We start from the raw sequence: 23150 nt of genomic DNA, 5'->3' as shown, positions 1-23150 counted from the left end.
CGGCTCTACCTCGCCTCCCGCTAGCGGCGAACAAGAACGCTCGCCTCGCCCCGGACAGGAAAGGAATGACCCGCTGATGGCCGTTTCGATCGTGATACCCACCTACAATGTGGCACCGAGCATCGCTGAGCTCGCCGCACGGATTAGTGACGCCACAACCAATTACGACGCGGAAATCATCTTCGTCTCTTCGGACGACACACCGCAGGTAATAGTTCACGTCGGCAACACCGCCCGCCTCCCCGTCCGCATCATCCACCGAATTACACCCACCGGCGGCTTAGCGGGCGCGGTCCTCGAGGGCATTGCCGCCAGCGACGGGAAGGGGTGCATCGTGATGGACGGTGATCTGCGGCACCCTCCCGAGATGATTCCGATTCTGCTAGCCGCAGCTGCTAGCGAACACGAAGATGTGGTTGTCGCCTCCCGGAACCTTGACGACGGTTCATCCGGCGGGCTCGCAGGCGCATCCCGCCATATCGTCTCCACCGCAGCAAACCTCCTGGCACGCGCAATGCTCCCGTCAGGCTGCAGAACTGCACCGACCCGATGACAGGCTTTTTCGCCGTACACCGCGCCACCATAGATATATCAGCGTTGCAGCCACGAGGATTCAAAATACTGCTCGAGATTCTGGCCCGCAATACGGCACCGTGGTGGAGGAACCGTTCGTTTTCGACGAACGACAAGCCGGTGTATCCAGAGCCGACTTCCAGCAAGGGGTCCGCTTCGTCACGCAACTTGCCGCACTCCGCTTCGGTCACCTTTCCGGCTTTGTCAACATCGGCGCAGCTGGCGCGGTAACGAACCTGCTCATCATGGCAGGACTGCAGGCTCTCGGCGTGTGGTACATCGCTGCTGCAATCATCTCTGCAGCCGTCACAATCGTCGGCAATTTCCTCCTCCAAGAGCGATTCGACTTCCGAGACCTCCGAGGACCTGCCGCATCCGGATGTATCCGATTTGCCCGATCCTTCGCCTTCAACGGCGTCGAGGCGACGGTTCGCACCGCTGTGCTCTGGGCCGTCGTCGAGACAACGACACTGCCAGGAATTGCAATGCAGGCCGTCCTCATCGGCATCGGATTCATGCTCAGATTCTTTCACCACTCCCAACGTTGAACGTCAACGGCGGTATGGTCACCTCGTGGCCCACACAAACCCATCCATGATTAATTCTGGGAAGAGAGCGAACACATGAGTCAAGAAGTGAATATTGCTGCACAGCAGAAGTTTGGTGACGCCGTGAACAGCGGAGAACTCGACCTTCTCAATGACCTCGTGGCCGAAGACGCAGTCGACAACGACCCGGCCCCGGGCCAGGGCCCGGGCCACGCAGGCTACAAAGCGTTCTTCGGCGAGATGATTGCCGCTTTCCCCGACCTGCACATCGAAGTCGAGCGCCTCGTCGCGAACGACACCGACGTCGCATTCGCGTACACTCTCACCGGCACCCACCAGGGCCCTCTCATGGGCCACCCGGCTAGCGGGAAAACGATGTCTGTTCGTGGCATGCAAATCAGCCGGTTCGAGAACGGGAAACTTGTCGAGCGTTGGGGTAGCAGCGACGAACAGGGCATGCTCCAACAACTCGGCCTGGCACCGTAACCTGCGATAACTGGCGTGCCTAATCAGAAGGAGTAGGGCGGAGGACGCTTATTTGACTATGGTTTATGACGCGAGACGGCCTTGATCGCGCACTGGGCACGCAGGCAGAACTGTACTGGTGTGCCTGGTAGCGCCTCCGATCCGTCAACGCTGGCGCGTAGGTAGGGGTGGCTCGTAAATTCGTTGCCGCTACCAACATTGCGCGTATCGTTTTGCCGCGCGTTTTGTTGGTCTTATGAGGACGAGCTGACCTAGCGGATCTTACGGGTAATCAGCTGACGGAGGCTTCTGCGGCGCTGCGAGATGACGGCCCAGGCAGTGGACACAGCACGATGGATTTTGTTGTACCCGCCAGTTCGTTGAGTGCGGCGGCGTGGCTCCAAAGGAAGATCCATATTTTGACCATGGCTGTGTCGGCCGACGACGGCATTGCAAACTTGTACATGCAGATTGCATAGGTTTCGGCGACGGAGGCGTCATACACGGAGCCGAAGGCGAGTGCGTCACCGGCGGCTACTTGTTCGAGAAGCAAATGGTCGCCTGCACCGTCACGGGGGACGCGGCTCCGTCTCGGCGCTGGCCATGGTGCGGTCCCGGACGCTCGAATGACGAGTGTAGACAAGGCACTCCCTGGATGTGGTGAGTGAATCCGCTGACAGGGCCTAGAGCAACGCAAAAAATCTATGTGACTCAAATGGGGTGTGTCAAGCCGGTTGATGACTCAGAAATCGGTCACAAATAACTGCCGAAACAACGCCCTTGACCATTGAGACTCACAGGCCTCGGTTTCAGCATCTGCAGGACATTAGTAATTCTCGTCAATTTGGCTTGCGCGCTGATCCTTTGCAACACGTGAAATGCCTGGCGGATTATGTGACAAATTTCGGGTTTCTGGGTGATACGGACGTGATGTCACGTAATCGAACGTTTAGATGACAGGGGTCGAGCATGCACGTCGGATGCATGCGCGTGTCAAAAGCTGATGGTTCGCAGAGCACTGATCTACAACGAGACGCACTCCTGGCTGCCGGCGTCCCTGCAGGGGATCTCTACGAGGACCGGGTATCCGGCAAGAAGGACGGACGGCCACACCTGGCGGCCCGCCTGAAGGCGCTGCGTCATGGTGACACGCTCCTGGTTCGGAAGCTGGACCGGCTCGGCCGAGACCACGATCATCCCGACCTCGGGCCCGGGGCGGCAATCGACACCACCACTGACCGTGCGGGTCGTGGGCTACACGATCGACGACGGACGCGACAACCCTGACGCCGACCGGCTGCTGACCACGATCCTTGATCCGGCCGAGGCCTCCGCGGAAGAACTCGCGACCGTGTATTCCGAACGGTGGGAGATCGAGTCCGTGTTCGACGAGCTGAAGTCTCACCAACGCGGTCCGCGCATGGTGATGCGGTCCAAATTCCCCGACCTGGTCAAGCAGGAAATCTGGGGGCACCTCTGTTGCCACTACGCGATCCGCACCCTCATGGTCGAGGCCGCCCAGCATGCTCACCGCGACCCTGACCGGGTCTCCTTCATCGCCGCACTCCGCATCGCCCGCCGTTCCGTGGCTCAGGGCGCTTTTTTCCCCTCCGCGCCCTGACTACGCCAAAGCGGTCTGGCGCCATGCGGTACGCGCCCTGATCCGACGGCTGAACCCCGCGCGACGACGGCGTTCAAACCCTCGCGTCATCAAACGCAAGGTCTCAAAATGGCCCGCCAAACGCTTCCACCACGCGCACTGGCCACAACCCCTCCACGAGCCAGAAATCGCCACTCAACCGCTTAAATGAACGGTATTGGGCTTGATAACTCGAACCACCGGCCGTCGGCTTCAGAGATCCGAAATAACGCCCTTCGAATTGGCACCGTAACCTCGCAGCGAGGGAAGTTTTCACGGTGAGTGCTTTCGTCGCAGAGACCGCCGCCGGGAACACTCTTACCCGGATTGCACAGGACGCCGGATTCGGAAGAACCACGCTTTCTCGGCAATTTAAGGAACATGGAATCCAGCCACTTCCTTGTGGTCGTCGCCCGAAAGACATTTCAGGGGAGTTTCCCGTGCGGCACTACGTCGACCAGGGTGAGTCCGCCCGGGAAATTGCAGCGATCCTCGGGATGAGCCCGAGTGCTGTCCTCCGTAGACTCCGTCGGGAAGGCATCCAAACGCGTCCAAGAGGCGGCGCGAGGCTCATACCAGTTCAACTTCGTGCTTCGGACTCACGGGTGGACTCGCCTTCCGCCGAAGTGTTGGTCGTGACACGCCCCACTCTCGATTCTGGCATCGAGAGACGACGCATTTCGTAGCAGGCATGGAGCGTCCAAGCGCTAACGATACAGCGGGTCTAGCTTCTTACAAGTTTCTGCTGCAGTGGATGTTGCATTAGCCGGTGTGCCGACTGGCGGCTGTGGAACGGTCACGATGGATCGAGTTGTGTGTCCTTCCGGATCCTTCTTGGCACGAGCTCTCCGACACAACAAGATGATTGAGTTGACAACCACCGTGCCCAGGCCAATGACATAGCCAGGGATCCACCAGGCGCTCGACCGGTCCTCCGATCCCGGTGAAGTTGACGCAGCCGCGATGAAGCTCGCGCCCAGCGAAACGAACATCAGAGTTCCACCGGCCGTTAGCACGCCAACTTGAATCCGGTCAGCAGTTAATGTCCATGAAGAAGATGCTTTGACATAGTTTCTGATCAGCTGCGATCTCACTTCGCTGAGGGCGCTTGGTCTGGACCAGAGAGCTTCTCAATCGCAGACGTGAGTCGTTCAATTCGACCTAGACCGACGTTCGGCATGAAGGCGCCACTGACTGAGACGCCTATCGCGACGGCGGCTGTGATTGAAGCCACGATGCTAAGAATTTCCTCAACTGCTGACATGCCATAAGGGTATTGCCGGGTGATCTCACCCCTTGACCACCTGCAGGACAAGGTTGAGACACGGTCGAGGATAGTGACAGGTAGACGGGGATTGGCGCGGTGACAGGTGCACAGAATTCGCCGTGATTTCGGCAGTAGCCAATGACAACTGAGTCAGGAACCTACACACCCGCCGCAACGCGGTCATATTCTCCGGGCGGCACGCGAATCCCACTACGCTACGAACGGGGACGAAAGTGCCGTGCAAGCGTTCGGATCGGTCCGTTCTCGCTCGTGGCCGTTCGCCACGAAGGAGACGCGCGTGAGAGTCGGCATCGGACGAGAACGCCTGCAAGGTGAGCGCCGCGTCGCGGCGACCCCCGAGACAGTGACCCAGCTCACAACCCTTGGACTCGAGGTCCTGGTTGAGTCCGGTGCGGGCGCCCCTTCCGGTCACGGCGACGCCGCCTACACGGATGCCGGTGCCGCCGTTGTGCCGCACCTCACCCCGGGCGACCTCGATGTCTACTGCCACGTGCGCCCCCTCGCCCCGGAGTTCGCGGCTGCTCTCCGCCCCGGCACGATTACGGTCGGCCTGGCGTCGCCGGCCTCCGAGCTGGCCACGGTCGCCGCCCTGGCCGCGGCCGGCGCGACGGCCTTTGCCCTCGAGCTGGTTCCGCGCATCTCGCGCGCCCAGTCGATGGACGCGCTCACTAGCCAATCGCTGGTCTCCGGCTATCGCGTGGTGCTCGAGGCGGCCATCCGATTCCCCCGCTTCTTCCCGCTCTACATGACCGCGGCCGGTACGATTCCGCCGGCTCGAGTGCTCGTGCTCGGGGCCGGCGTGGCCGGACTGCAGGCAATCGCCACGGCCAAGCGCCTTGGTGCCCGGGTCTCGGCCTACGACGTGCGCCCGGCCTCGGCCGATGAGGTCACCTCCATGGGTGGCACCTTCGTCGACCTCGACCTGGACGCCGCCGAGGGTACGGGTGGCTACGCCCGGGAGCTGAGCGTAGACCGTGCCGTGCGCCAGCGCGAACTGCTTGCACCCTACGTGGCCGCAGCCGACGTCATGATCACCACGGCGGCCATCCCCGGTCGCGCGGCCCCGCTGCTCGTCACGCACGAGATGGTGGCCGCGATGCGTCCAGGCTCGGTCGTGATCGACCTGGCCGCCGAGACCGGCGGGAACGTCGAGGGTGTTCTCGCCGGTGTGGACACCCTGGTGCCCACCCAGGTCGGTGACGGCTCCGTCACGCTCGTGGGCATGAAGGACGCCCCCTCCACGATGCCGGCGGACGCCTCGCGGCTTTTCGCCAAGAACGTGGCCAACCTGCTCGCTTTGATGACCGTCGACGGCACGGTGACGCCCGACTTCACGGACGAGGTCGTCGCCGGGGCCTGCCTGACGCATGACGGCACCATCCGGCACGAACCCACGGCCGCCGCCGTGGCCGCCGCCGCGACAGGAGAACACTGATGGATCCAATCACCCTGCTGACCGTCGTCGTGCTGGCGGTCTTCGTCGGCTTCGAAGTCGTCTCGAAGGTCTCGAGCACCCTGCACACCCCACTGATGAGCGGGGCGAACGCCATCCACGGCATCATCCTGATCGGAGCCATCATCGTCGCTGGGCAGACCCTGGAGCCGCGGCTGCTCGCGGTCGCCCTGCTCGCCGTGGTGATGGCCACCGCGAATCTCGTCGGTGGCTTCGTCGTGACCGACCGGATGCTCAAAATGTTCGCCCCCCGCAAACCGGCCGGCGCCGGCCCGAAGACCGATCCGAAGGACGCGACGAAATGAGCCTGCTCAGCCCCGAGTGGACCAGCCTGCTCTACCTGATCGCCGCGGTCTGTTTCATCTTGGCCCTGCGCGGGCTCTCCTCGCCGAAGACCGCCCGCCGCGGCAACCTGATCGGGGCCGCCGGCGCGCTGCTGGCCGTGATCACCGTCTTCCTCTCCGCCCGGATCGAGAACATCCCGGCCATCCTCATCGCCATCGCGGTGGGGTCGGCGATCGCCGCCCCCATCTCGCGGCGCGTGGAGATGACGCAGATGCCCCAGCTCGTCGCGCTGTTCAACGGCGTCGGCGGCGGTGCCGCGGCACTGGTCGCCATGCTGGAGCTCGGCAGCACTGACAGCCCGTGGAGCAAGGTGGCCGTGGTCTTCACGATGCTCATCGGCGCCGTCTCGTTCTCCGGCTCCGCGGTCACCGTCGGCAAGCTGCAGGGTCTGATCAGCTCCAGGCCTCTCATCTTCCCGGGCCTCGCGATCGTGATGGGCGGCATCGTGCTGGCCGCCCTTGTGGCCGGAGGCTTTGTCGTCGCCACCGGTGCGGCCGGTTGGGCTATCGGTCTGCTCGTGCTGGGACTGCTCGTCGGGGCACTGCTCGTGCTCCCCGTCGGTGGGGCCGACGTGCCGATCGTGATTTCCCTGCTCAACGCCTTCACCGGACTGGCCGTCGCGGCCTCCGGCATTGTTCTCGGCAACCTGCTCCTTGTGGTGGCCGGCACCCTCGTGGGCGCCAGCGGCACGATCCTGACCCGGGCGATGGCATCCGCCATGGGTCGCGGCGTGAACGGAATCCTGTTCGGGGCGTTCAAGGGCGGTTCCACCGCCGGGTCGACCGCCCAGAGCGACCGGCCCGTGCGCAGCTCCAATGCGGAAGACGTCGCGGTGCTGCTCAACTACGCCCAGCGCGTGGTCATCGTGCCCGGCTATGGCCTCGCCGTGGCGCAGGGCCAGCACACCATCGCCGAACTCGCCACCACCCTCGAGGCGCGCGGCATCGAGGTCGTCTTCGCCATCCACCCGGTGGCCGGGCGCATGCCCGGGCACATGAACGTGCTTCTCGCCGAGGCGAATGTGCCCTATGAGGCGCTCAAGGAGATGGCCGAGGTCAACCCCGAGTTCAAGAACACGGATGTCGCCCTCGTCGTCGGCGCCAACGACGTGGTCAACCCGGCCGCGAAGACGTCGCCCGGCTCGCCGATCTACGGCATGCCGATCCTCGACGTCGGTGATGCCCGGCAGGTGGTGTTCCTCAAACGGTCGATGCGTCCCGGTTTCGCCGGCATCGAGAACGAGCTGCTCTACGACCCGAAGACGACGCTGCTGTTCGGCGACGCCAAGGACTCTCTGACGAAGGTGCTCGGCGCGGTCAACGCGCTCTGAGTTCGGTGCCCGCCCGGCCCCGGCGCACAGGTCAGGGCGGTAGGGTTCAGTCAGGGACCCGACCCTGATCCCGATCGGGGCGGTTCCGGTGCGAGGGAGAGCCATGACGAGCAGGTGGGCGCGATTCGGTCGCGGCTGGCTGACCGCATCCGTCGCCGTCTTCGTCGCCGCCCTCTCGCACATCGCCGGCGGCGGCAACGCTCCCGGCTGGCTCAGCGTGGGTCTGGCCCTCGCCTTCGCGGGGATCGCGTCCGTACTGTTGGCCGGCACAAGCTTGTCGCTATTGCGTCTCTCCCTCTCCGTCGGGGTCAGCCAGCTTCTGCTCCACGTTCTGTTCGGCCTCGGCGGGGCCTCGAGCGCGACGATGACGAGCACCTCCCATCACGGAGCCGTCACCCTGGCGGACGCGACCCCCCACCTGATGCACGCGGTCGGCGCCCTGCCTGGTGGCTGGATGTGGGTGGCACACGCCTTGGCCGCCCTCGTCACCATCGCCGCCCTGTACCGCGGCGAGAAGACGTTCTGGGCGCTGCTCGAGGAGACGACGATCCGTCTCATCGCGGTCCTGATCGAACGCCTCGCTCCGGCGCAGATCGGAACGGATGCGGCGACGCTGCGCCCTGCTTTCCGCCGGGTCTTCGTTCCTGCCGATCTCGGCGTGCTGCTCTCCAGTGCGCTACGCCGCGGTCCGCCCCCGCGCGCCCTGGCACCGTGAGGCTCTGACCTTCTCACTCGTGCGCTCTGATCCCGATGCGCTGCACCCTGCGCGCGACCCGCTGACCCGCTGACCCGCTGACACCTGGCCCGAGTGATTCCGTTCGACCTCGGTGAGGTCGACGGCGTCTGCGCACCCGGCCACCGGCACGTCTGTGCCCGGTGAATCTGCCGTCGCACCGCCCCATCTCTTCCCTCCACGAATCGGAGATTTCAATGATTTCTGCCCAACCGCGACGCCCGGCAGCCGCCGTTTTCCTGACCCTGGCCGTGATCGCTCTGTCCATATTCAGCCCGGTGGCTCCGGCGGCCGACGCCCACGACCAGGTGGCGTTGACCGTGCCGGCCGACGGTGCGAACGTCGACCTCGCTCCCGCCGAGATCGCCATCACGTTCACGGACGACATCCTCGAGGTCGGCGCCATCGTCATGGTTGTCGATACCGAGGAGAAGAACTGGGCAGAGGGCGACATGCGGCTCGACGGGCCGCAGGCCACCCAGCCGGTGGCGGCCGACCTGCCCGACGGTGCCTACGACGTGCGCTGGCGGGTCGTGTCCGCCGACGGTCACCCGGTCTCTGGCGCCTTCGCCTTCACCGTGGGCGCCGCGGCCCAGCCTCGATCACAGTCGACTGCGGGTGCAACCGCGGCGCCGGACCCGTCCGGCGAGGCGACATCCGCCGCCTCGGAAGAGACCGCCGACGGAACGGGACTCTCGGTGGTCGCGGTGGGGCTCTTCGGTGCCTTCGGTGGACTGGCCGCCGTCGCCCTGTTCATTGCCTGGCGAGCCAGGCGCCGCGGCAACCCGTGAAGCACCTGAAGCACCTGACACGCCGCATCGTTTCCCGAGCACCCAACGCACCAGACCAGGAGAACCCCTCATGAAGCTCAACACCGTTCCCACCCGATTCGTCGTTGCCGCCGCCGCTCTGATGCTGGCCCTCTCGAGCTGCGCCGGCGCGACCGAGGCACCCGCGGCGACGACCGACAGCGCCACCTCGGCCGACACCCTGGCCATGACGGATGCCTGGGTCAAGGCGAGCGAGTCCGGCATGACCGGCGCCTTCGGCCTGCTCGAGAACTCCGGACCCGACGACATCACGGTCGTCTCAGCCGAGACATCCGCAGCCTCGATGATCGAACTTCACGAAACCGTGGCCAACGACGCCGGCGACATGGTCATGCAGGAGAATCCGGATGGCTTCGTGGTGCCGGCCGGCGGCTCCATCGAACTCATCCCTGGCGGCCGCCACATCATGCTGATGGGGCTCACCGGCCCGCTCGCCGCCGGCGATGCGGCCGCCTTCACCCTCGACCTCGCCGACGGGTCGAGCTTGGACTTCTCAGCCCCGGTGAAGGACTACACCGGGGCCAACGAAACATACGAGGGCGACACCGAAATGGACATGGATACCGACAGCCAGTGAGTTCCCTCACAGAGAATGAACGGAGTGGACCGCCCGAATCGTCCGTGCAGTCGGGCCGCCGGCTCAGCCGGCGCCACCTTCTTCTGGGTGCCGCCGCCGCCGGGATCGGTGCGGCCGGAGCCATGGGCATCGACCTCGTGGCCAAGGCCGGGATCGGCGGCTCTGCGGCTCCATCGGTACCGCTCTTTCGCGGCACCGACGCCGTTCCCTTCTTCGGGGTGCACCAGGCCGGGGTGGACACCGACCCGCAGGCCCGGGTCACGTTCGTGGCGCTCAACCTGCCCGCGCAGATCGACCGGGCCGCGCTGCGGCGGATGATGCGCATCCTGACCGACGATGCCGCCCGGCTCACCCAGGGCGAGGGCGCCCTGGCCGACTCGGAACCCGAGCTGGCCGTCGTGCCGGCCCGGCTGACGGTCACCTTCGGCTTCGGGCCCGGCCTCGTCGCCGTCGCCGGGGGAGAGGCTCCCGGCTGGCTGAGGTCCCTGCCCGCGTTCACGATCGACCGGCTCCAGCCGGAGTGGAACGACGGTGACCTGCTGCTGCAGATCGCCGCCGACGACCCGATGACGGTCGCCCATGCTACCCGGATGCTTCTGAAGGACCTGCGCTCCTTCGCGTCGGTGCGGTGGGTTCAGTCCGGCTTCCGCCGAGCAGCCGGTTCGGAGAAGCCCGGCACCACCATGCGCAACCTGTTCGGCCAGGTGGACGGCACCGCGAACCCGTCCGCCGGAACGGCCGACTTCAATGCCCTGGTCTGGGGCACGGCCTCCGGTCCCGGCTGGCTGGTGGGTGGAACCAGCCTCGTCCTGCGCCGGATCAGCATGAACCTCGACACGTGGGACGGGCTCGACCGCTCGGGCCGCGAGTCCGCGGTCGGACGCACTCTCGCCGTCGGGGCGCCGCTCACGGGCACGAAGGAGCGCGACGAGCCCGACTTCACGGCGACGAACGCGCTCGGGTTCCCGGTCATCCCCGAGTACTCCCACCTGCGTCGCGCCCGGTCGGAGGACCGGTCCCAGCGCATCCACCGCCGCGGCTACAATTATGACGACGCGCCTCAGGGTTCCGGCGTCTCCAACTCCGGACTGCTGTTCGCGTCTTTCCAGGCGGATGTCGACGCGCAGTTCGTGCCCATCCAGCAGCGCCTCGACACCCTCGACCTGCTCAACCAGTGGACCACCCCGATCGGTTCCGCAGTGTTCGCGATTCCGCCGGGATGCGCAACGGACGGCTACATCGGCGACACCCTGTTCTGACCGATCTGCGCACCGGGGCCCAGCGGGCGGCCAGGACCGCCCGCGTAGACTGTATTCGTCTCAACCCGCAATGAAAGAGGTCGTCGCGTGGCGAACGCCCAGGCTCCACACTCCACCACCGGCCGGTACTGGCCGGTGCCGGTGCTGCGGGCCGCCCTCACCCTTGTGCCGGCGGCCGCGATTACCTTCAACGCCGATCATTCGGCGGAATTCGGCCTTCTCGTGTTCGGCGTCTTCGCGCTTCTCAGCGGCCTCACGGTGGGTCTGCTCAGCCGGCGCACGCTGGCCGATCCGCGGGAGCGGTCCCTCTTTGTGGTGCAGGGCGCCGTTGGTGTCGCCGCCGGCCTCCTCGCGCTGCTCTTCCACGCGGGCGGGCTCGGTTTCTTCCTCCTCCTGGTCTCGGTCTGGGCGGCGGTGACCGGTTTTCTCGAGCTGTACAGCGGCATCCGTGCGCGTCGGCGCGACCCGGCCGACCGTGACTGGCTGCTGGTCGGCGCCGTCACCGCCCTGCTGGCCGTGATCTTCCTGCTGCTGCCGCCCAACGCAGTGGTGTCGGTCGGCCTGTTCGGCGCCTACCTCGTGATGCTCGGCGTCTACCTCGCCATCGCCGGGTTCTCCCTCAAGTGGTCCGGCACGGATGCCGCCCGCGCCCTCACGGCCTCACCCAACGATTCGGACACCCTGTGACCCAGAACACCCCGCGCACGCCCAGCCGTTCCGAGAAGCTCAAGCCGATCGAACTCGTCGGCTTCTCGGCCGTGATGGCCGTGTTCCTCGGCCTGGTCGTGCTGATGAGCACCCGGGACGTGGTGCTGGCGTTGATCGGCTTCGGCGGCACGTTCATCCTCGTGCTCGTCGTGATCGCGATGCTCGTGCTCGGCATGAAGCCGAACCCGGCCGAGAGGTCCGACCTCGACGAGCAGGACCGCGGCCTCTGAACGGAGGCGCCGTGCGTACTCCGACGCCACGAGCATTCTGACGCCGCGCGTGGGGTGCGCTGCTGCGCACGTGGCACGCCACCAGCGGAACGGCGCAGCACCCGCGCAGCCGCTAGGTCAGGTAGTCGAGAAGCGGGTCCGCGAGACCCACGTAGCTGCCCGGGGTCAGATCGAGCAGCCGCGCCTTGGCGGCGTCGCCGATCTCCAGTTCGGTGACGAAGGCCACCAGATCGTGCCGGTTGATCCGCTTGCCCCGGGTGAGTTCCTTGAGCAGGGCGTAGGGGTCCTCGATCGTAGAGCGCCCCGCCGACACCTCGGCGCGGATCACGGTCTGGATCGCCTCGCCGAGGATCTCCCAGTTGGCGTCGAGGTCGCGGGCGAGCATGGCGCGGTCGATGTCGATTTCGCCGAGGCCGCGCAGGATGTTGTCGAGGGCGAGCAGGGAGTGTCCGAAGCCCACGCCGATGTTGCGCTGCGTGGTGGAGTCGGTCAGGTCGCGCTGCAGCCGCGAGGTCACCAGTGTCGCCGCGAGCGAGTCGAGGATCGCGCTGGACAGCTCGAGGTTGGCCTCCGCGTTCTCGAAGCGGATGGGGTTGATCTTGTGCGGCATGGTCGATGAGCCGGTGGCCCCGACCTGCGGGATCTGGCGGAAGTAGCCGAGCGAGATGTAGGTCCAGACATCCGTCGCCAGGTTGTGCAGCACCCGGTTCGCGTGGGAGACGCGCGAGTAGAGCTCGGCCTGCCAGTCGTGGGGCTCGATCTGGGTGGTCAGCGGGTTCCAGGTGAGCCCGAGGCCCTCGACGAAGCCGCGCGACACGGCCGGCCAGTCGACGGCGGGATCGGCCGTGACGTGGGCGGCGAAGGTGCCGGTGGCACCGCTGAATTTGCCCAGGTACTCGCTGTCCTCGACCTGCTGGGCCAGGCGCTCGAGCCGGTAGACGAAGACCGCGAGCTCCTTGCCCACCGTGGTGGGTGTCGCCGGCTGGCCGTGTGTGCGGGCCAGCATGGAGTCGGCGCGGTATTCGAGGGCGCGTAGGCGCAGGGCGCCGATGACGGCGCGGAATTTGGGCAGCCAGACCTCGCGCACAGCGTCGCTCACGGTCAGCGCGTAGGACAGGTTGTTTATGTCCTCGCTGGTGGCGGCGAAGTGGGTGAGCTCGCTGATGTGGTCGAGGCCCAGCGTGCTCAGGCGGCGGCGCACGAGGTACTCGACGGCTTTCACGTCGTGCCGGGTGGTGGCTTCCAGCACGGCCAGCTCGTCGATCTCGGTCTGGCCGAAGTCGGTGACCAGAGCGCGCAGGCCGAGCTTCTGCTCCGCGTTCAGCGGTACGGAGCCGAACAGGCTGCGGTCGGTGAGGGTGATCAGCCATTCCACCTCGACCTGCACCCGGGCCCGATTGAGGCCTGCCTCGGATAGGTACTCGCCCAGTTCGGTGACGGCGGCGCGGTAGCGGCCATCGAGTGGGCTGAGGACCTGGGGCGGTAACGGACTCATCGGACTCCCTGTCGGATTGCGGGTGCAAGTTGCGCGAAGAGCGCTTCATTTGCGCTTTCAATCATGCCAAGAACCGTGTCAAAGAAAGCATCGTCGGAATAGTAGGGGTCGGGAACGTCCAGCAGGGCAGCCTGGGCCGCATCGAAACTGAGCAGCAGGCGCACCTTGCTGCGGTCACGCTCGGTCGTGGCCCAGTTGCGAAGGATGCGTTCCTGCGCGCGGTCGAGCACCACGACGAGGTCGAGGTCGGCAAACCACTCGGGGTCGAACTGGCGGGCCCGATGATGCCTGCCGTCGTAGCCGCGGGTGGCCAGGGCGGCGATCGTGCGCTGATCCGCCTGCTCGCCGACATGCCAGTCGCCGGTGCCGGCGGAGCTGGTGGTGATCAAACGACCCAGGCCGGAGCGCGTGATCAGATCGCGAAGCATGACTTCGGCCATCGGCGAACGGCAGATGTTCCCGGTGCAGACGAAAATAATGCGGAACGGTGTCGACTCATCGGGTGTGATCGACACAATGTCCATCTCCCCATTGTGTTGCACCCGGCCCCCTCCCCAGCCGCCGTCGTGCGGCATGTTCCGTGAACTCTCGGATTCATAGCGACCACGTCTGCCGGGGGTGGCACGCTCACTGGCAGCGAATCCGCAGCGCGCAGAAGGGCGGAGATGGAGATTCCGGGCGGCACCAGCTCGACTTGCACGATCGTGACTCATTACGCGCTGGAGGCGCGCCTCGACGAACTTCGGCAGCGACGGATGCTGCTGCGCCTGCTGCGCGACGACGTCGACATGGCGGCGGGCCGGCTCACGGCCGGCGACCTGACCGGCTCGTGGCGCTCAGAGGCCCAGCGGAACTACGACCGTCAGCGCAGCGACCTCGCCGGCGAACTCCGCCGAGCCGCCGAGCTCCTCGACGCCGCTCTCACCGAGGTGGTGGCCGCGATCGATCAGGGCGGGGCTGCTCTGGCCGAGGCCCGGGCGCCGATCCCGACCCTGGCACCCGGCCCGGCTCCAGCCCGGGCGGTGCGATGACGGGGGAGCAGCCTGGCGGCCCCGGCGACACCCTGATCGTGTCCGGCGGCGGGAGCACGCTCGTCGCCACCGACACGCTGCTGGCCGAGGCGGCGCGGCTGCGGCTGCTTCAGGGTGACGCCGAGGACTGGCTGGTGCGGGTGGCGCGCATCCAGGCACTGGATTCCGACCAGCCCCTCGGTCCGGTGATGAGCCTGCCCAACGCCGGGATGAACGTGTTCGCGGCCCGCTCCGCCCTGGAGCGAGTCGCGGAGCGCAGCCAGACCCTCGCCGACGCTCTCATCGCGGCGGCGGAGGGCTACGGCAGGGCCGAGCGCCTGCGGGACTGGGGAGCAAGCCTCTCCGGGGCCTGGCTGGGCTCCACCCTCGGGCTGCTGGCACCTCTTCTGGCCCTGGCGGCCGTGCCCGGCCTCACGGTCGGCGTGGTGGGGTTGGTGCTCGGCGGTCTGCTCACCGGCCGGCGTCCGGGAGACGCGCCCGCCGAGATCGGCGCCTGGGTCCACGCGCATCCGCGGGCCCTGACCAACCCGGTCCTGGTCGAGGCGGTGCGGGTGATCGTCTCCTCGGCCGACGACGCGGCCACCGGTCGTGCCGGGGTGCCGTTCCCGGTGTCACTGGCCCTCGGCGACGAGGGCCTCGGCCTGCTCGGTGTCACGACGACCGCGGCGGGCCTGGTCGGGCTCGCCCGCCCCCTCGGCCTGCTGCGCGAGACTCCCGTGTCGGTGGAGCGGCTCGACGGTGGGACCCGCCCCCTCGGCCCGCCGCCTGCGGGTGCCGCGCGGCCCGGCGCCGCTCTCCCCGGCCGACCCGTCGCTCCGCCGGCCGGCTTCGAGGACCTGGCTGCCCGCATCCCCTCGGTGTCGGAGGACGCCCCGCAGGTGCGCATCGAGCGTTATGGCGGTCCGGACGACGCATCCTGGGTGGTCTACATCGGCGGCACCGCGGCGTGGAGTCCGGTCGCCGGTGAACAACCGTGGGACCTCACCTCCAACCTCGTCGCCCTCGCCGACCAGGGCTCCGGCTCCTATCGGGCGGTCGTCGATGCCCTGCGGGAGGCCGGGGTGGCGCCGGGCGACCCGGTGGTTCCGGTGGGTCACTCGCAGGGCGGGTTGGTCGCGGCGCAGCTCGCGGCGTCCGGGGACTTCAACACCGTCGCGGTGGCGACCTTTGGGGGACTCACCGCCCAAGTGGCCCTGCCCGCAGACGTGGAGGCCGTCATGGTCGAGCACACCGACGACCTTGTCCCTGCCCTGGGGGGAACGGCCACCGGCGACGATGAGCGCCTGGTGGTGCGCCGCGAGGTGTTCGCTGAGACGGAGGTGCCGGTCGACCGGCCGCTGCCGGCTCACGCCCTCACCACCTACTGGGAGACCGGGCGGCTCATGGACGGCTCCGAGGAACCACGATTACAGGAGTTCCGGGAGACCCTCGGGAAGATCCTCGGCAGGGAAGCTGGCGAGTCCTCCCGGTGGCGGGGCTTCCGCCTGGCCGACGGCTGACCCGACGGCTGGAGATCGCTACGAGCGGGGGGTGACCGGTCGGATCAGCACGCCGAGAATCCAGCTGATGATGCCCAGCACGAGTGCGCCGAGCACACCCCACCAGAAATCGTCCACCACGAGCCCGAAGCCGACCAGGCCCGAGAACCAGGCCACGATCATCAGCAGGAAACCATTCACGATCAAGGAAATCAGGCCGAGCGTGAGGATGTAGACCGGGAACGCGACAACCCGCACGAAGCCGCCGATCACACTGTTGACGAGGCCGAAGACCAGCGCGACCAACAGATAGGTGGCGATCAGGGCGGTCGTGCCCTCGGCGAACGGATCGACCCGCACCCCGCTGACGAGCAGGGTCGTGAGCCACAGGGCGACGGAGTTGAGGATCAGCTTGATCAGGAATCTGGCCATGACTCCACTATGGCATCGCCGGTGACTGGTCGCACGGATGGGCCAGCCCCGGGCCTAACCATGCGGCCACGTGAATATGCCGCGGCGTAGAATCGCCGAGTGAGCCCATCAGACCCGCCCTCGGTCCGCCTGCGCCCCGAGATTGTCGCCCTCCCGGCCTATCGGCAGGGTCAAGCTGCCGCAGCCAGCGCGTTCAAACTCTCGAGCAACGAGAACCCCTTCGATCCGCTGCCCGGCGTCATCGCCGCCGTGAACGCCGAGACCGCGTACAACCGGTACCCGGATGCCTCGGCGCTGGCCCTGCGCGAACGGCTGGCCACGCAGTTCGGCCTGAGCGTCGACGAGGTGCACATCGGTGCCGGCTCCGTGGCCCTCCTGGCCCAGCTCATCCTCGCCGCCGCGGGACCGGGTGACGAGGTGCTCTACTCGTGGCGCTCCTTCGAGGCCTACCCCGGTCTGGTCACCGTCGCCGGTGCCACGAGCGTGCAGGTTCCGAACCGGGCCGACCATGGCCACGACCTGCCCGAGATGGCCACCCGCATCACGGACCATACCCGCGTCGTCATCATCTGCAGCCCGAACAATCCGACCGGGACTGCCGTCACGGGCGACGAGTTCGAATCGTTCATGGCCGTCGTCCCGCCGGACCTCCTCGTCATCCTCGATGAGGCCTACTGCGAGTTCGTCACCGACCCCGAGGCGGTCACCGGCCTGCCACTGCTGTCCCGGTTCCCGAACCTGGTCGTGCTGCGCACTTTCTCCAAGGCCTACGGCCTGGCCGGCCTGCGCGTCGGCTACGCCCTCGGTCCCGTCGCCGTGCTCGATGCGGCGAGGTCCACCGCGATCCCGCTCTCGGTCACAGGTGTTGCCGGCGCGGCCGCGATCGCCTCTCTCGACGCCGCCGACCAGCTGCTGCGGCGGGTGCGTGCCCTGACCGAGCGGCGCGACCGGGTCTGGCGCCTGCTGAGCGAGCAGGGCTGGAACATTCCGGTGCCTCAGGGAAACTTCATCTGGCTGCCCACCGCCGAGGACACCGCCGACATCGCCGATGTCCTGTCGGCCGTCGGCCTGATCGTGCGCCCGTTCCCCGAGGGCATCCGAATTTCGATCGGTGAGGAAGAATCCGTGGAGAAGCTCCTGGGTATTTGCGCCGACATTGTTGACGATCTACCAACGGGGCACCCTGCCCGAGGGCTAGGTTAGTACGGTGTCAGCGACCCCGAGTGCCTCTCCCACGGTGCGAATGCTCTCCCCGGAGGGTGTCTTCGCCCCGAGCGATTCCGCGGCCGAGTTCCTGCCCTACCTCGATCGACTGACCGAGGCCGACCATCGGCGGTTCTACCGCGACATGGTGGTGGTGCGCCGGTTCGACACCGAGGCCGCGAACCTGCAGCGGCAGGGCCAGCTGGCCCTCTGGGTGCCCAGCCACGGCCAGGAGGCCGCCCAGGTCGGCTCCGCCTACGCAACCCGGCCGCAGGACCACGTGTTCCCGTCCTATCGCGAGCACGTTGTCGGCATGATCCGCGGACTCGACCCCGTCGATATCCTGCGGATGCTGCGCGGTGTCACCCTCGGCGGCTGGACTCCCGAGGACCACGGCAACTTCCACCTGTACACCCTTGTGCTGGCCTCGCAGACCCTGCACGCCACGGGCTACGCGATGGGCATGCAGCTCGACGGCGCGACCGCGACCGGCAATCCCGAGACCGACCAGGCCGTCATCGTGTACTACGGCGATGGAGCTTCGTCGCAGGGCGACGCCAACGAGGCGCTCGTCTTCGCCGCCAGCTACCAGACCCCGCAGGTCTTCTTCCTGCAGAACAACCACTGGGCCATCTCAGTGCCCGTGACCCGGCAGTCCCGCACTCCGCTCTACCTGCGTGCCGCCGGCTTCGGCATGCCCGGCACCCAGATCGACGGCAACGACGTGCTCGCCAGTTTCGCGGTGACGGCCAAGCACCTCGACGACGCCCGCGCCGGCCACGGCCCCGCCCTGATCGAGGCCCTGACCTACCGAGTCGGTGCCCACACCACGGCCGACGACCCCACCAAGTACCGCGACCCGGAGCAGCTGGCCTACTGGGTGGCCCGCGACCCGATCGTGCGCTTCCGCAGCTACCTGCAGGGCCTGGGCGTCGAGCAGGAGTTCCTCGACGCCGTCGACGTGGAGGCCGACGACTACGCCGCGGATGTGCGCCGCCGGGCCCTCGACATCCACTCCCCGGAGAAGGCTGTCATCTTCGACAACGTCTACGCCGAACCCCACCCGCTGATCCAGGAACAGAAGGCCTGGCTCGACCACTACGAGGCATCCTTCGAAGGAGGCGACGCGTGAGCGACACGATCGTGACGAGCACCACCGGCCTCGCCACACCGACCACCGCGATGCCGACCCCGGAACACCCGGCCGCCGCCAAGCGGGCCATTCCCGGCACCGGAACGGCGAACCTGCCCATGACGAAGGCCCTCAACGCGGGCCTGCGCCAGGCCATGCGCGACAACCCCCGGGTGCTGATGATGGGCGAGGACATCGGCCCGCTGGGCGGGGTCTTCCGCGTCACCGAGGGTCTGATCGCCGAATTCGGCGACAAGCGCGTGCTCGACACCCCGCTGGCCGAGTCCGGCATCATCGGTACGGCCATCGGCCTGGCCCTGCGCGGCTACCGCCCGGTCTGCGAGATCCAGTTCGACGGGTTCGTCTTCCCCGGCTTTGACCAGATCACCAGCCAGCTGGCGCGGATGCGCAACCGGCACGAGGGTGAGGTCTCCATGCCCGTCGTGATCCGCATCCCCTACGGCGGCCACATCGGGTCGATCGAGCACCACCAGGAGAGCCCGGAGACGTACTTCGCGCACACGCCGGGCCTGCGCGTGGTCAGCCCGTCGAACCCGCACGACGCCTACTGGATGTTGCAGGAGGCCATCGCCTCCGACGACCCGGTCATCTTCTTCGAGCCCAAGAGCCGCTACTGGCCCAAGGGTGAGGTGAACCTTGCCGAGAGCGGCACGCCCCTGCACGCCAGCCGCGTGGTACGCAGCGGCACGGATGCGACGGTCGTCGGCCACGGCGCCATGGTCAGCGTCCTGCTGCAGGCGGCGGATCTCGCGGCGGCGGAGGGAACCAGCGTCGAGGTCATCGACCTGCGTTCAATCTCGCCGATCGACTACGGTCCCATCCTCGCGTCGGTCGAGAAGACCGGGCATCTGGTCGTCGCCCAGGAGGCCCACGGCTTCGTCAGCGTCGGATCGGAGATCGCCGCGACCGTCATGGAGAAGGCCTTCTACCTGCTCGAGGCTCCCGTGCTGCGCGTCTCCGGTTTCGACACCCCGTTCCCGCCGGCCGCCGTCGAGACGCACTTCCTGCCCAGCCCGGACCGCGTGCTCGAGGCCGTCGACCGCGCCCTCTCCTACTGATATGAGTCGCACCAGGGCTTCTCGCCTCACCAATCGCAAGGAGCGTACTCGATGAGCGTGTCGAAATTCACACTGCCCGACGTCGGCGAGGGTCTCACCGAGGCCGAAATCGTGGAGTGGAAGGTGGCGCCCGGCGACACCGTGTCGATCAACCAGGTGCTGGTCGAGATCGAGACCGCGAAGTCGCTCGTCGAGCTGCCGTCGCCGTACGTCGGCGTGGTCGGGGAGATCCTGGTGAAACCCGGCACGACCGTCGACGTCGGAACGGTCATCATCACCATCGTGGCCGAGACCGTCGCCGTCGCGTCTGCGTCGAGCAGTGCGATCGCGAACCGCGCGGGCGAGCTGGCCAGCGCGGCAGCGGATGCCGGCTCCACCATCACGGACGAGCCGGCCGAGACGCCGGGCGCGGTCCTGGTCGGGCGCGGCGCCGCGGCGACCATGCCCACCCGGCGCAAGCGCCACGGGGTCACCCCCGTCGCCCACGAGTCGATCGCGCCGCCGCCCGTGCACCCCACGCGCCCGGCCACTTCGCAGCTCCCGCACCTGCCGCGCGCGGCATCCGCGGGCCCCGTCGTCGCCAAGCCGCCGATCCGCAAGCTGGCCAAGGACCTCGGTGTGGACTTGTCCCTGGTCGAGGCGACCGGCCCGGTCGGCGACGTCACCCGCGAGGACGTGCTGCGGGAGGCCACCCAGGCCAGCGTGTTCCGCAACATCCAGACGCCGGAATGGCCCAGCGACCGTGAGGAGCGCGTCCCGGTCAAAGGCGTGCGCAAGGCCATCGCCCAGGCCATGGCCTCCAGCGCCTTCACCGCACCGCACGTGAGCCTCTTCGTCGACGTGGACGCCACCCGCACCATGGAGTTCGTCAAGCGGCTCAAGGCGTCCACCGACTTCGCGGGCGTGCGCGTGTCCCCGATGCTGATCATGGCCAAAGCCATGATCTGGGCCGTGCGGCGCAACCCCACGGTCAACTCGGTTTTCACCGACGAGGAAATCGTGATCAAGCACTACGTGAACCTGGGCATCGCCGCGGCCACCCCCCGTGGGCTCATCGTGCCCAATGTGAAGGAAGCGCAGGACATGAGCCTGCTTGAACTGGCCCGCGCCCTTGAGAAGCTCACGCTCACCGCGCGGGACGGCAAGACCTCGCCGGCGGAGATGTCGAACGGCACGATCACGATCACCAATATCGGTGTCTTCGGCATGGATACCGGCACGCCCATCCTCAACTCCGGCGAGGCCGGCATCGTGGCCCTCGGAACGATCAAGCCCAAACCGTGGGTCGTCGACGGCGAGGTGCGGGTGCGTCAGGTGACGACCATCGGCGCGAGCTTCGACCATCGCGTGGTCGATGGGGATGTCGCGAGCCGCTTCCTGGCGGATGTCGCGAGCATCATTGAGGAGCCCGCGCTGCTGCTCGAGTAAGGTCCCGGAGGAGATCCCGGCGGCGGCTCTTATTGATGTTGACAATCATTATCATTAGGCGTAACGTCGGCCCTGTGATCAACAATCGATTCGTCCTCACCGCCCTGGCCGCCGTTGCCTCGCTGACCATGGTCGGCTGCACTCCGACCGGCGGTTCGGCGGATGGCGCCGCCGCCGGCGACCTCAAGGTGGTCGCGACGACCACCCAGGTGGCGGACCTCACCCGCAACGTCGTCGGCGACACCGCGGGCGTAGTAGTGACCCAGCTCATCCAGCCCAACCAGAGCGCGCACAGCTATGATCCGTCCGTGGCCGACTTGACAGCCCTCGGTGAGGCCGATGTGCTCGTGATCAATGGGGTCGGCCTCGAGGAGTGGCTCGACGACGCAATCAGCGCCAGCGGTTTCGACGGCGTGACGATCGACTCCGACGAGGGCATCGAGATCCAGGACATCGCAGCCGGCGAAGAGGACCACGCCGACGACAAGGCCGCGACGGATGACGCCGAGCACTCCCACCAGGGCGGCAACCCGCACATCTGGACCGACGTGTCCAATGCCGAGACCATGGCCGTCACCATCGCCACGGGCCTCAGTGATGCCCAGCCGGACCTGGCCCCGGACGTCGAGGCCAACGCGACCGCCTACACCGGCCGGCTGGCCGAGCTCGACGACTGGATCCGTACCAACATCGACGCCGTGCCCGCCGAGCAGCGCCTGCTCGTGAGCAACCACGACGCATTCGGCTACTTCACCGAGGCCTACGGCATCACCTACGTCGGCTCCATCATCCCGAGCTTCGATGACAACGCCGAGCCCAGCGCCGCCGCGATCGACGAACTCGTCGACGCCATCACGGCCACCGGGGTCAAGGCGGTCTTCTCCGAGGCCTCGATCAGCCCGAAGGCCGCCGACACCATCGCCGGCGAGGCCGGCGTCAGCGTGTACTCGGGGGAGGACGCGCTCTACAGCGACTCCCTCGGTGCGCGGCACAGTGACGGCGCCACCTACATCAGTTCGCAGCTGCACAACGTCGGCCTGATCCTCGAATCCTGGGGAGCCGAGCCCACCGCGGTGCCCGCAGACCTGCGATAGTTAGTCAGTGATCGAGAACCCTTCTCAAGTACGGCCGAGCGCGCCTGTCGCGCTCAAGGTGGCGGGCGCCTCCTTTTCCTACGGCCAGAGCCCTGCCCTGGCCGACATCGACTTCGAGGTGCACGCCGGCGAGGCCGTGGCGCTGATCGGGCCCAACGGGTCCGGCAAGTCCACGCTGCTCAAGGGCATCCTCGGCCTGATCCAGCGCGTGAGCGGCACCGTCGAGGTGCTGGGAGCGGCAGCGGCCCCGGCCGGATCCATCGGTTACGTGCCGCAGGCCGACGAGATCGACCAGCAGTTCCCGGTCACGCTCGAGCAGGTCGTCATGATGGGGCGCTACCGCTCGCTAGGCTGGCTGCGCCTGCCCGGTAAGCGCGACCGTCAGGCCGTGGCCCGTGCACTCGACGCGGTGGGCCTCGCGCATCGCGCGAAAACCCGCTTCGGGGAACTCTCCGGCGGCCAGCAGCAGCGCGGACTGCTCGCACGGGCCGTGGCCGCGGGGCCCCGCCTGCTGCTGCTCGACGAGCCGTTCAACGGCCTCGACCAGCAGAATCGGGACGCGCTCGTGGGCACCGTCAAGCGTTTGAAGGAGGAGGGGGTGGCCGTGGTCGTCTCCACCCACGACCTCCAGCTCGCCCGCGAGGTCTGCGAACAGGTGTTGCTGCTCAATGGCGCCCAGGTGGCGTTCGGGCCGCGCGAGTCGGTGCTGATCCTGGAGAACGTGCAGCGCACGTTCCGAGAGGTCGGCGTGGAGATCGACGAGCACACCGTGGTTGTGCCCGGGCACACCGGTCACTGAG

The 23150-nt window shown here is 67.3% G+C and carries 24 protein-coding genes and 2 pseudogenes; 22 read left to right on the top strand and 4 right to left on the bottom strand.

Annotation, left to right across the window (positions count from 1 at the left end; genetic code table 11):
- Positions 1-76 precede the first annotated feature (76 nt).
- From E3N86_RS16020 to E3N86_RS16010, 3 genes are all read left to right on the top strand, one after another.
- A complete protein-coding gene (locus tag E3N86_RS16020; protein ID WP_134512278.1) occupies positions 77-553 on the top strand; it encodes a glycosyltransferase in 477 nt (158 codons plus the stop codon).
- A 100-nt stretch (positions 554-653) separates the two neighbouring features.
- The gene (locus E3N86_RS16015; RefSeq protein WP_158250215.1) at positions 654-1121 is read left to right on the top strand and encodes a GtrA family protein; all 468 of its coding nucleotides are present in this window, start codon (positions 654-656) and stop codon (positions 1119-1121) included.
- An 87-nt stretch (positions 1122-1208) separates the two neighbouring features.
- Positions 1209-1607 carry an ester cyclase gene (locus E3N86_RS16010; protein WP_198411506.1) on the top strand — a complete coding sequence of 133 codons (399 nt, stop codon included), beginning with the start codon at positions 1209-1211 and terminating at the stop codon, positions 1605-1607.
- 271 nt (positions 1608-1878) lie between these two features.
- Here E3N86_RS16010 and E3N86_RS16005 read toward each other — a convergent pair whose 3' ends face one another.
- Positions 1879-2139, bottom strand: coding sequence for a hypothetical protein (locus E3N86_RS16005; protein WP_134512277.1), 261 nt, complete (start codon positions 2137-2139; stop codon positions 1879-1881).
- A 416-nt stretch (positions 2140-2555) separates the two neighbouring features.
- On the opposite strand from E3N86_RS16005, the pseudogene E3N86_RS16000 reads away from it, so the two are divergent.
- The 11 genes and pseudogenes from E3N86_RS16000 to E3N86_RS15945 form a co-directional block, all read left to right on the top strand.
- Positions 2556-2822, top strand: a pseudogene (locus tag E3N86_RS16000) (recombinase family protein); the annotation flags it as partial.
- Positions 2818-3207 (top strand): annotated as a pseudogene (locus E3N86_RS15995) (transposase); the annotation flags it as partial. The pseudogenes E3N86_RS16000 and E3N86_RS15995, both read left to right, overlap by 5 nt.
- 1583 nt (positions 3208-4790) lie before the next feature.
- Positions 4791-5948 (top strand): NAD(P) transhydrogenase subunit alpha, encoded by a 1158-nt coding sequence (locus tag E3N86_RS15985; RefSeq protein ID WP_134512275.1) that lies wholly within the window; start codon positions 4791-4793, stop codon positions 5946-5948.
- Positions 5948-6271 (top strand): NAD(P) transhydrogenase subunit alpha, encoded by a 324-nt coding sequence (locus E3N86_RS15980; protein WP_134512274.1) that lies wholly within the window; start codon positions 5948-5950, stop codon positions 6269-6271. Before E3N86_RS15985 ends, E3N86_RS15980 begins: the two co-directional genes overlap by 1 nt.
- A complete protein-coding gene (locus tag E3N86_RS15975) occupies positions 6268-7641 on the top strand; it encodes an NAD(P)(+) transhydrogenase (Re/Si-specific) subunit beta (RefSeq protein WP_104099770.1) in 1374 nt (457 codons plus the stop codon). Before E3N86_RS15980 ends, E3N86_RS15975 begins: the two co-directional genes overlap by 4 nt.
- Positions 7642-7744: 103 nt before the next feature.
- Positions 7745-8356, top strand: coding sequence for a hypothetical protein (locus E3N86_RS15970; protein WP_134512273.1), 612 nt, complete (start codon positions 7745-7747; stop codon positions 8354-8356).
- 215 nt (positions 8357-8571) lie between these two features.
- On the top strand, positions 8572-9165 hold the full coding sequence (locus E3N86_RS15965; RefSeq protein WP_134375317.1) for a copper resistance protein CopC: 594 nt from the start codon (positions 8572-8574) through the stop codon (positions 9163-9165).
- A gap of 70 nt (positions 9166-9235) precedes the next feature.
- Positions 9236-9781, top strand: coding sequence for a copper chaperone PCu(A)C (locus tag E3N86_RS15960; protein WP_134375319.1), 546 nt, complete (start codon positions 9236-9238; stop codon positions 9779-9781).
- On the top strand, positions 9778-11040 hold the full coding sequence (locus E3N86_RS15955; RefSeq protein WP_370295554.1) for a Dyp-type peroxidase: 1263 nt from the start codon (positions 9778-9780) through the stop codon (positions 11038-11040). The genes E3N86_RS15960 and E3N86_RS15955 overlap by 4 nt, the downstream gene beginning before the upstream one ends.
- An 87-nt stretch (positions 11041-11127) precedes the next feature.
- Positions 11128-11727: an HdeD family acid-resistance protein gene (locus tag E3N86_RS15950; RefSeq protein ID WP_104099766.1), complete on the top strand. Its 600-nt coding sequence runs from the start codon at positions 11128-11130 to the stop codon at positions 11725-11727.
- Positions 11724-11978, top strand: coding sequence for a hypothetical protein (locus E3N86_RS15945; RefSeq protein ID WP_104099765.1), 255 nt, complete (start codon positions 11724-11726; stop codon positions 11976-11978). Before E3N86_RS15950 ends, E3N86_RS15945 begins: the two co-directional genes overlap by 4 nt.
- A 112-nt stretch (positions 11979-12090) precedes the next feature.
- On the opposite strand, the gene purB is transcribed toward E3N86_RS15945, so the two are convergent.
- Entirely contained in the window at positions 12091-13473 is a 1383-nt protein-coding gene (purB, locus tag E3N86_RS15940; protein ID WP_134375321.1) for an adenylosuccinate lyase, read from the bottom strand.
- Entirely contained in the window at positions 13470-13997 is a 528-nt protein-coding gene (locus tag E3N86_RS15935) for a low molecular weight protein-tyrosine-phosphatase (RefSeq protein ID WP_104099783.1), read from the bottom strand. Before E3N86_RS15935 ends, purB begins: the two co-directional genes overlap by 4 nt.
- A gap of 141 nt (positions 13998-14138) precedes the next feature.
- On the opposite strand from E3N86_RS15935, the gene E3N86_RS15930 reads away from it, so the two are divergent.
- Positions 14139-14504, top strand: coding sequence for a hypothetical protein (locus tag E3N86_RS15930; RefSeq protein WP_134512272.1), 366 nt, complete (start codon positions 14139-14141; stop codon positions 14502-14504).
- Positions 14501-16003, top strand: coding sequence for a hypothetical protein (locus tag E3N86_RS15925; RefSeq protein WP_134512271.1), 1503 nt, complete (start codon positions 14501-14503; stop codon positions 16001-16003). Before E3N86_RS15930 ends, E3N86_RS15925 begins: the two co-directional genes overlap by 4 nt.
- Before the next feature lie 18 nt (positions 16004-16021).
- Here the strand turns inward: E3N86_RS15925 and E3N86_RS15920 are convergent, their stop codons facing one another.
- Positions 16022-16414, bottom strand: coding sequence for a phage holin family protein (locus tag E3N86_RS15920; protein ID WP_104099761.1), 393 nt, complete (start codon positions 16412-16414; stop codon positions 16022-16024).
- Between the two features lie 99 nt (positions 16415-16513).
- Here E3N86_RS15920 and E3N86_RS15915 point away from each other — a divergent pair, with 99 nt between their 5' ends.
- The 6 genes from E3N86_RS15915 (at position 16514) to E3N86_RS15890 (ending at position 23149) form a co-directional block, all read left to right on the top strand.
- Entirely contained in the window at positions 16514-17617 is a 1104-nt protein-coding gene (locus E3N86_RS15915; protein ID WP_134375327.1) for a histidinol-phosphate transaminase, read from the top strand.
- A 40-nt stretch (positions 17618-17657) separates the two neighbouring features.
- The gene (locus E3N86_RS15910; RefSeq protein ID WP_134416192.1) at positions 17658-18749 is read left to right on the top strand and encodes a thiamine pyrophosphate-dependent dehydrogenase E1 component subunit alpha; all 1092 of its coding nucleotides are present in this window, start codon (positions 17658-17660) and stop codon (positions 18747-18749) included.
- Positions 18750-18868: 119 nt separating this feature from the next.
- Positions 18869-19828 carry an alpha-ketoacid dehydrogenase subunit beta gene (locus tag E3N86_RS15905; protein WP_233191201.1) on the top strand — a complete coding sequence of 320 codons (960 nt, stop codon included), beginning with the start codon at positions 18869-18871 and terminating at the stop codon, positions 19826-19828.
- 51 nt (positions 19829-19879) lie between these two features.
- Complete coding sequence (locus E3N86_RS15900; protein ID WP_134375329.1) at positions 19880-21256, top strand: dihydrolipoamide acetyltransferase family protein; 1377 nt, start codon at positions 19880-19882, stop codon at positions 21254-21256.
- A gap of 74 nt (positions 21257-21330) precedes the next feature.
- On the top strand, positions 21331-22350 hold the full coding sequence (locus tag E3N86_RS15895; RefSeq protein WP_198412275.1) for a metal ABC transporter substrate-binding protein: 1020 nt from the start codon (positions 21331-21333) through the stop codon (positions 22348-22350).
- Positions 22351-22357: 7 nt separating this feature from the next.
- On the top strand, positions 22358-23149 hold the full coding sequence (locus E3N86_RS15890) for a metal ABC transporter ATP-binding protein (RefSeq protein ID WP_104099757.1): 792 nt from the start codon (positions 22358-22360) through the stop codon (positions 23147-23149).
- Position 23150: the final 1 nt, after the last annotated feature.

Source organism: Cryobacterium sp. Hz7 (genome assembly GCF_004402815.1).
Classification (GTDB): Bacteria; Actinomycetota; Actinomycetes; order Actinomycetales; family Microbacteriaceae; genus Cryobacterium; species Cryobacterium sandaracinum.
Note: the sequence above shows the minus strand (reverse complement) of the source record. Positions and strands in the feature narration are given on the sequence as shown.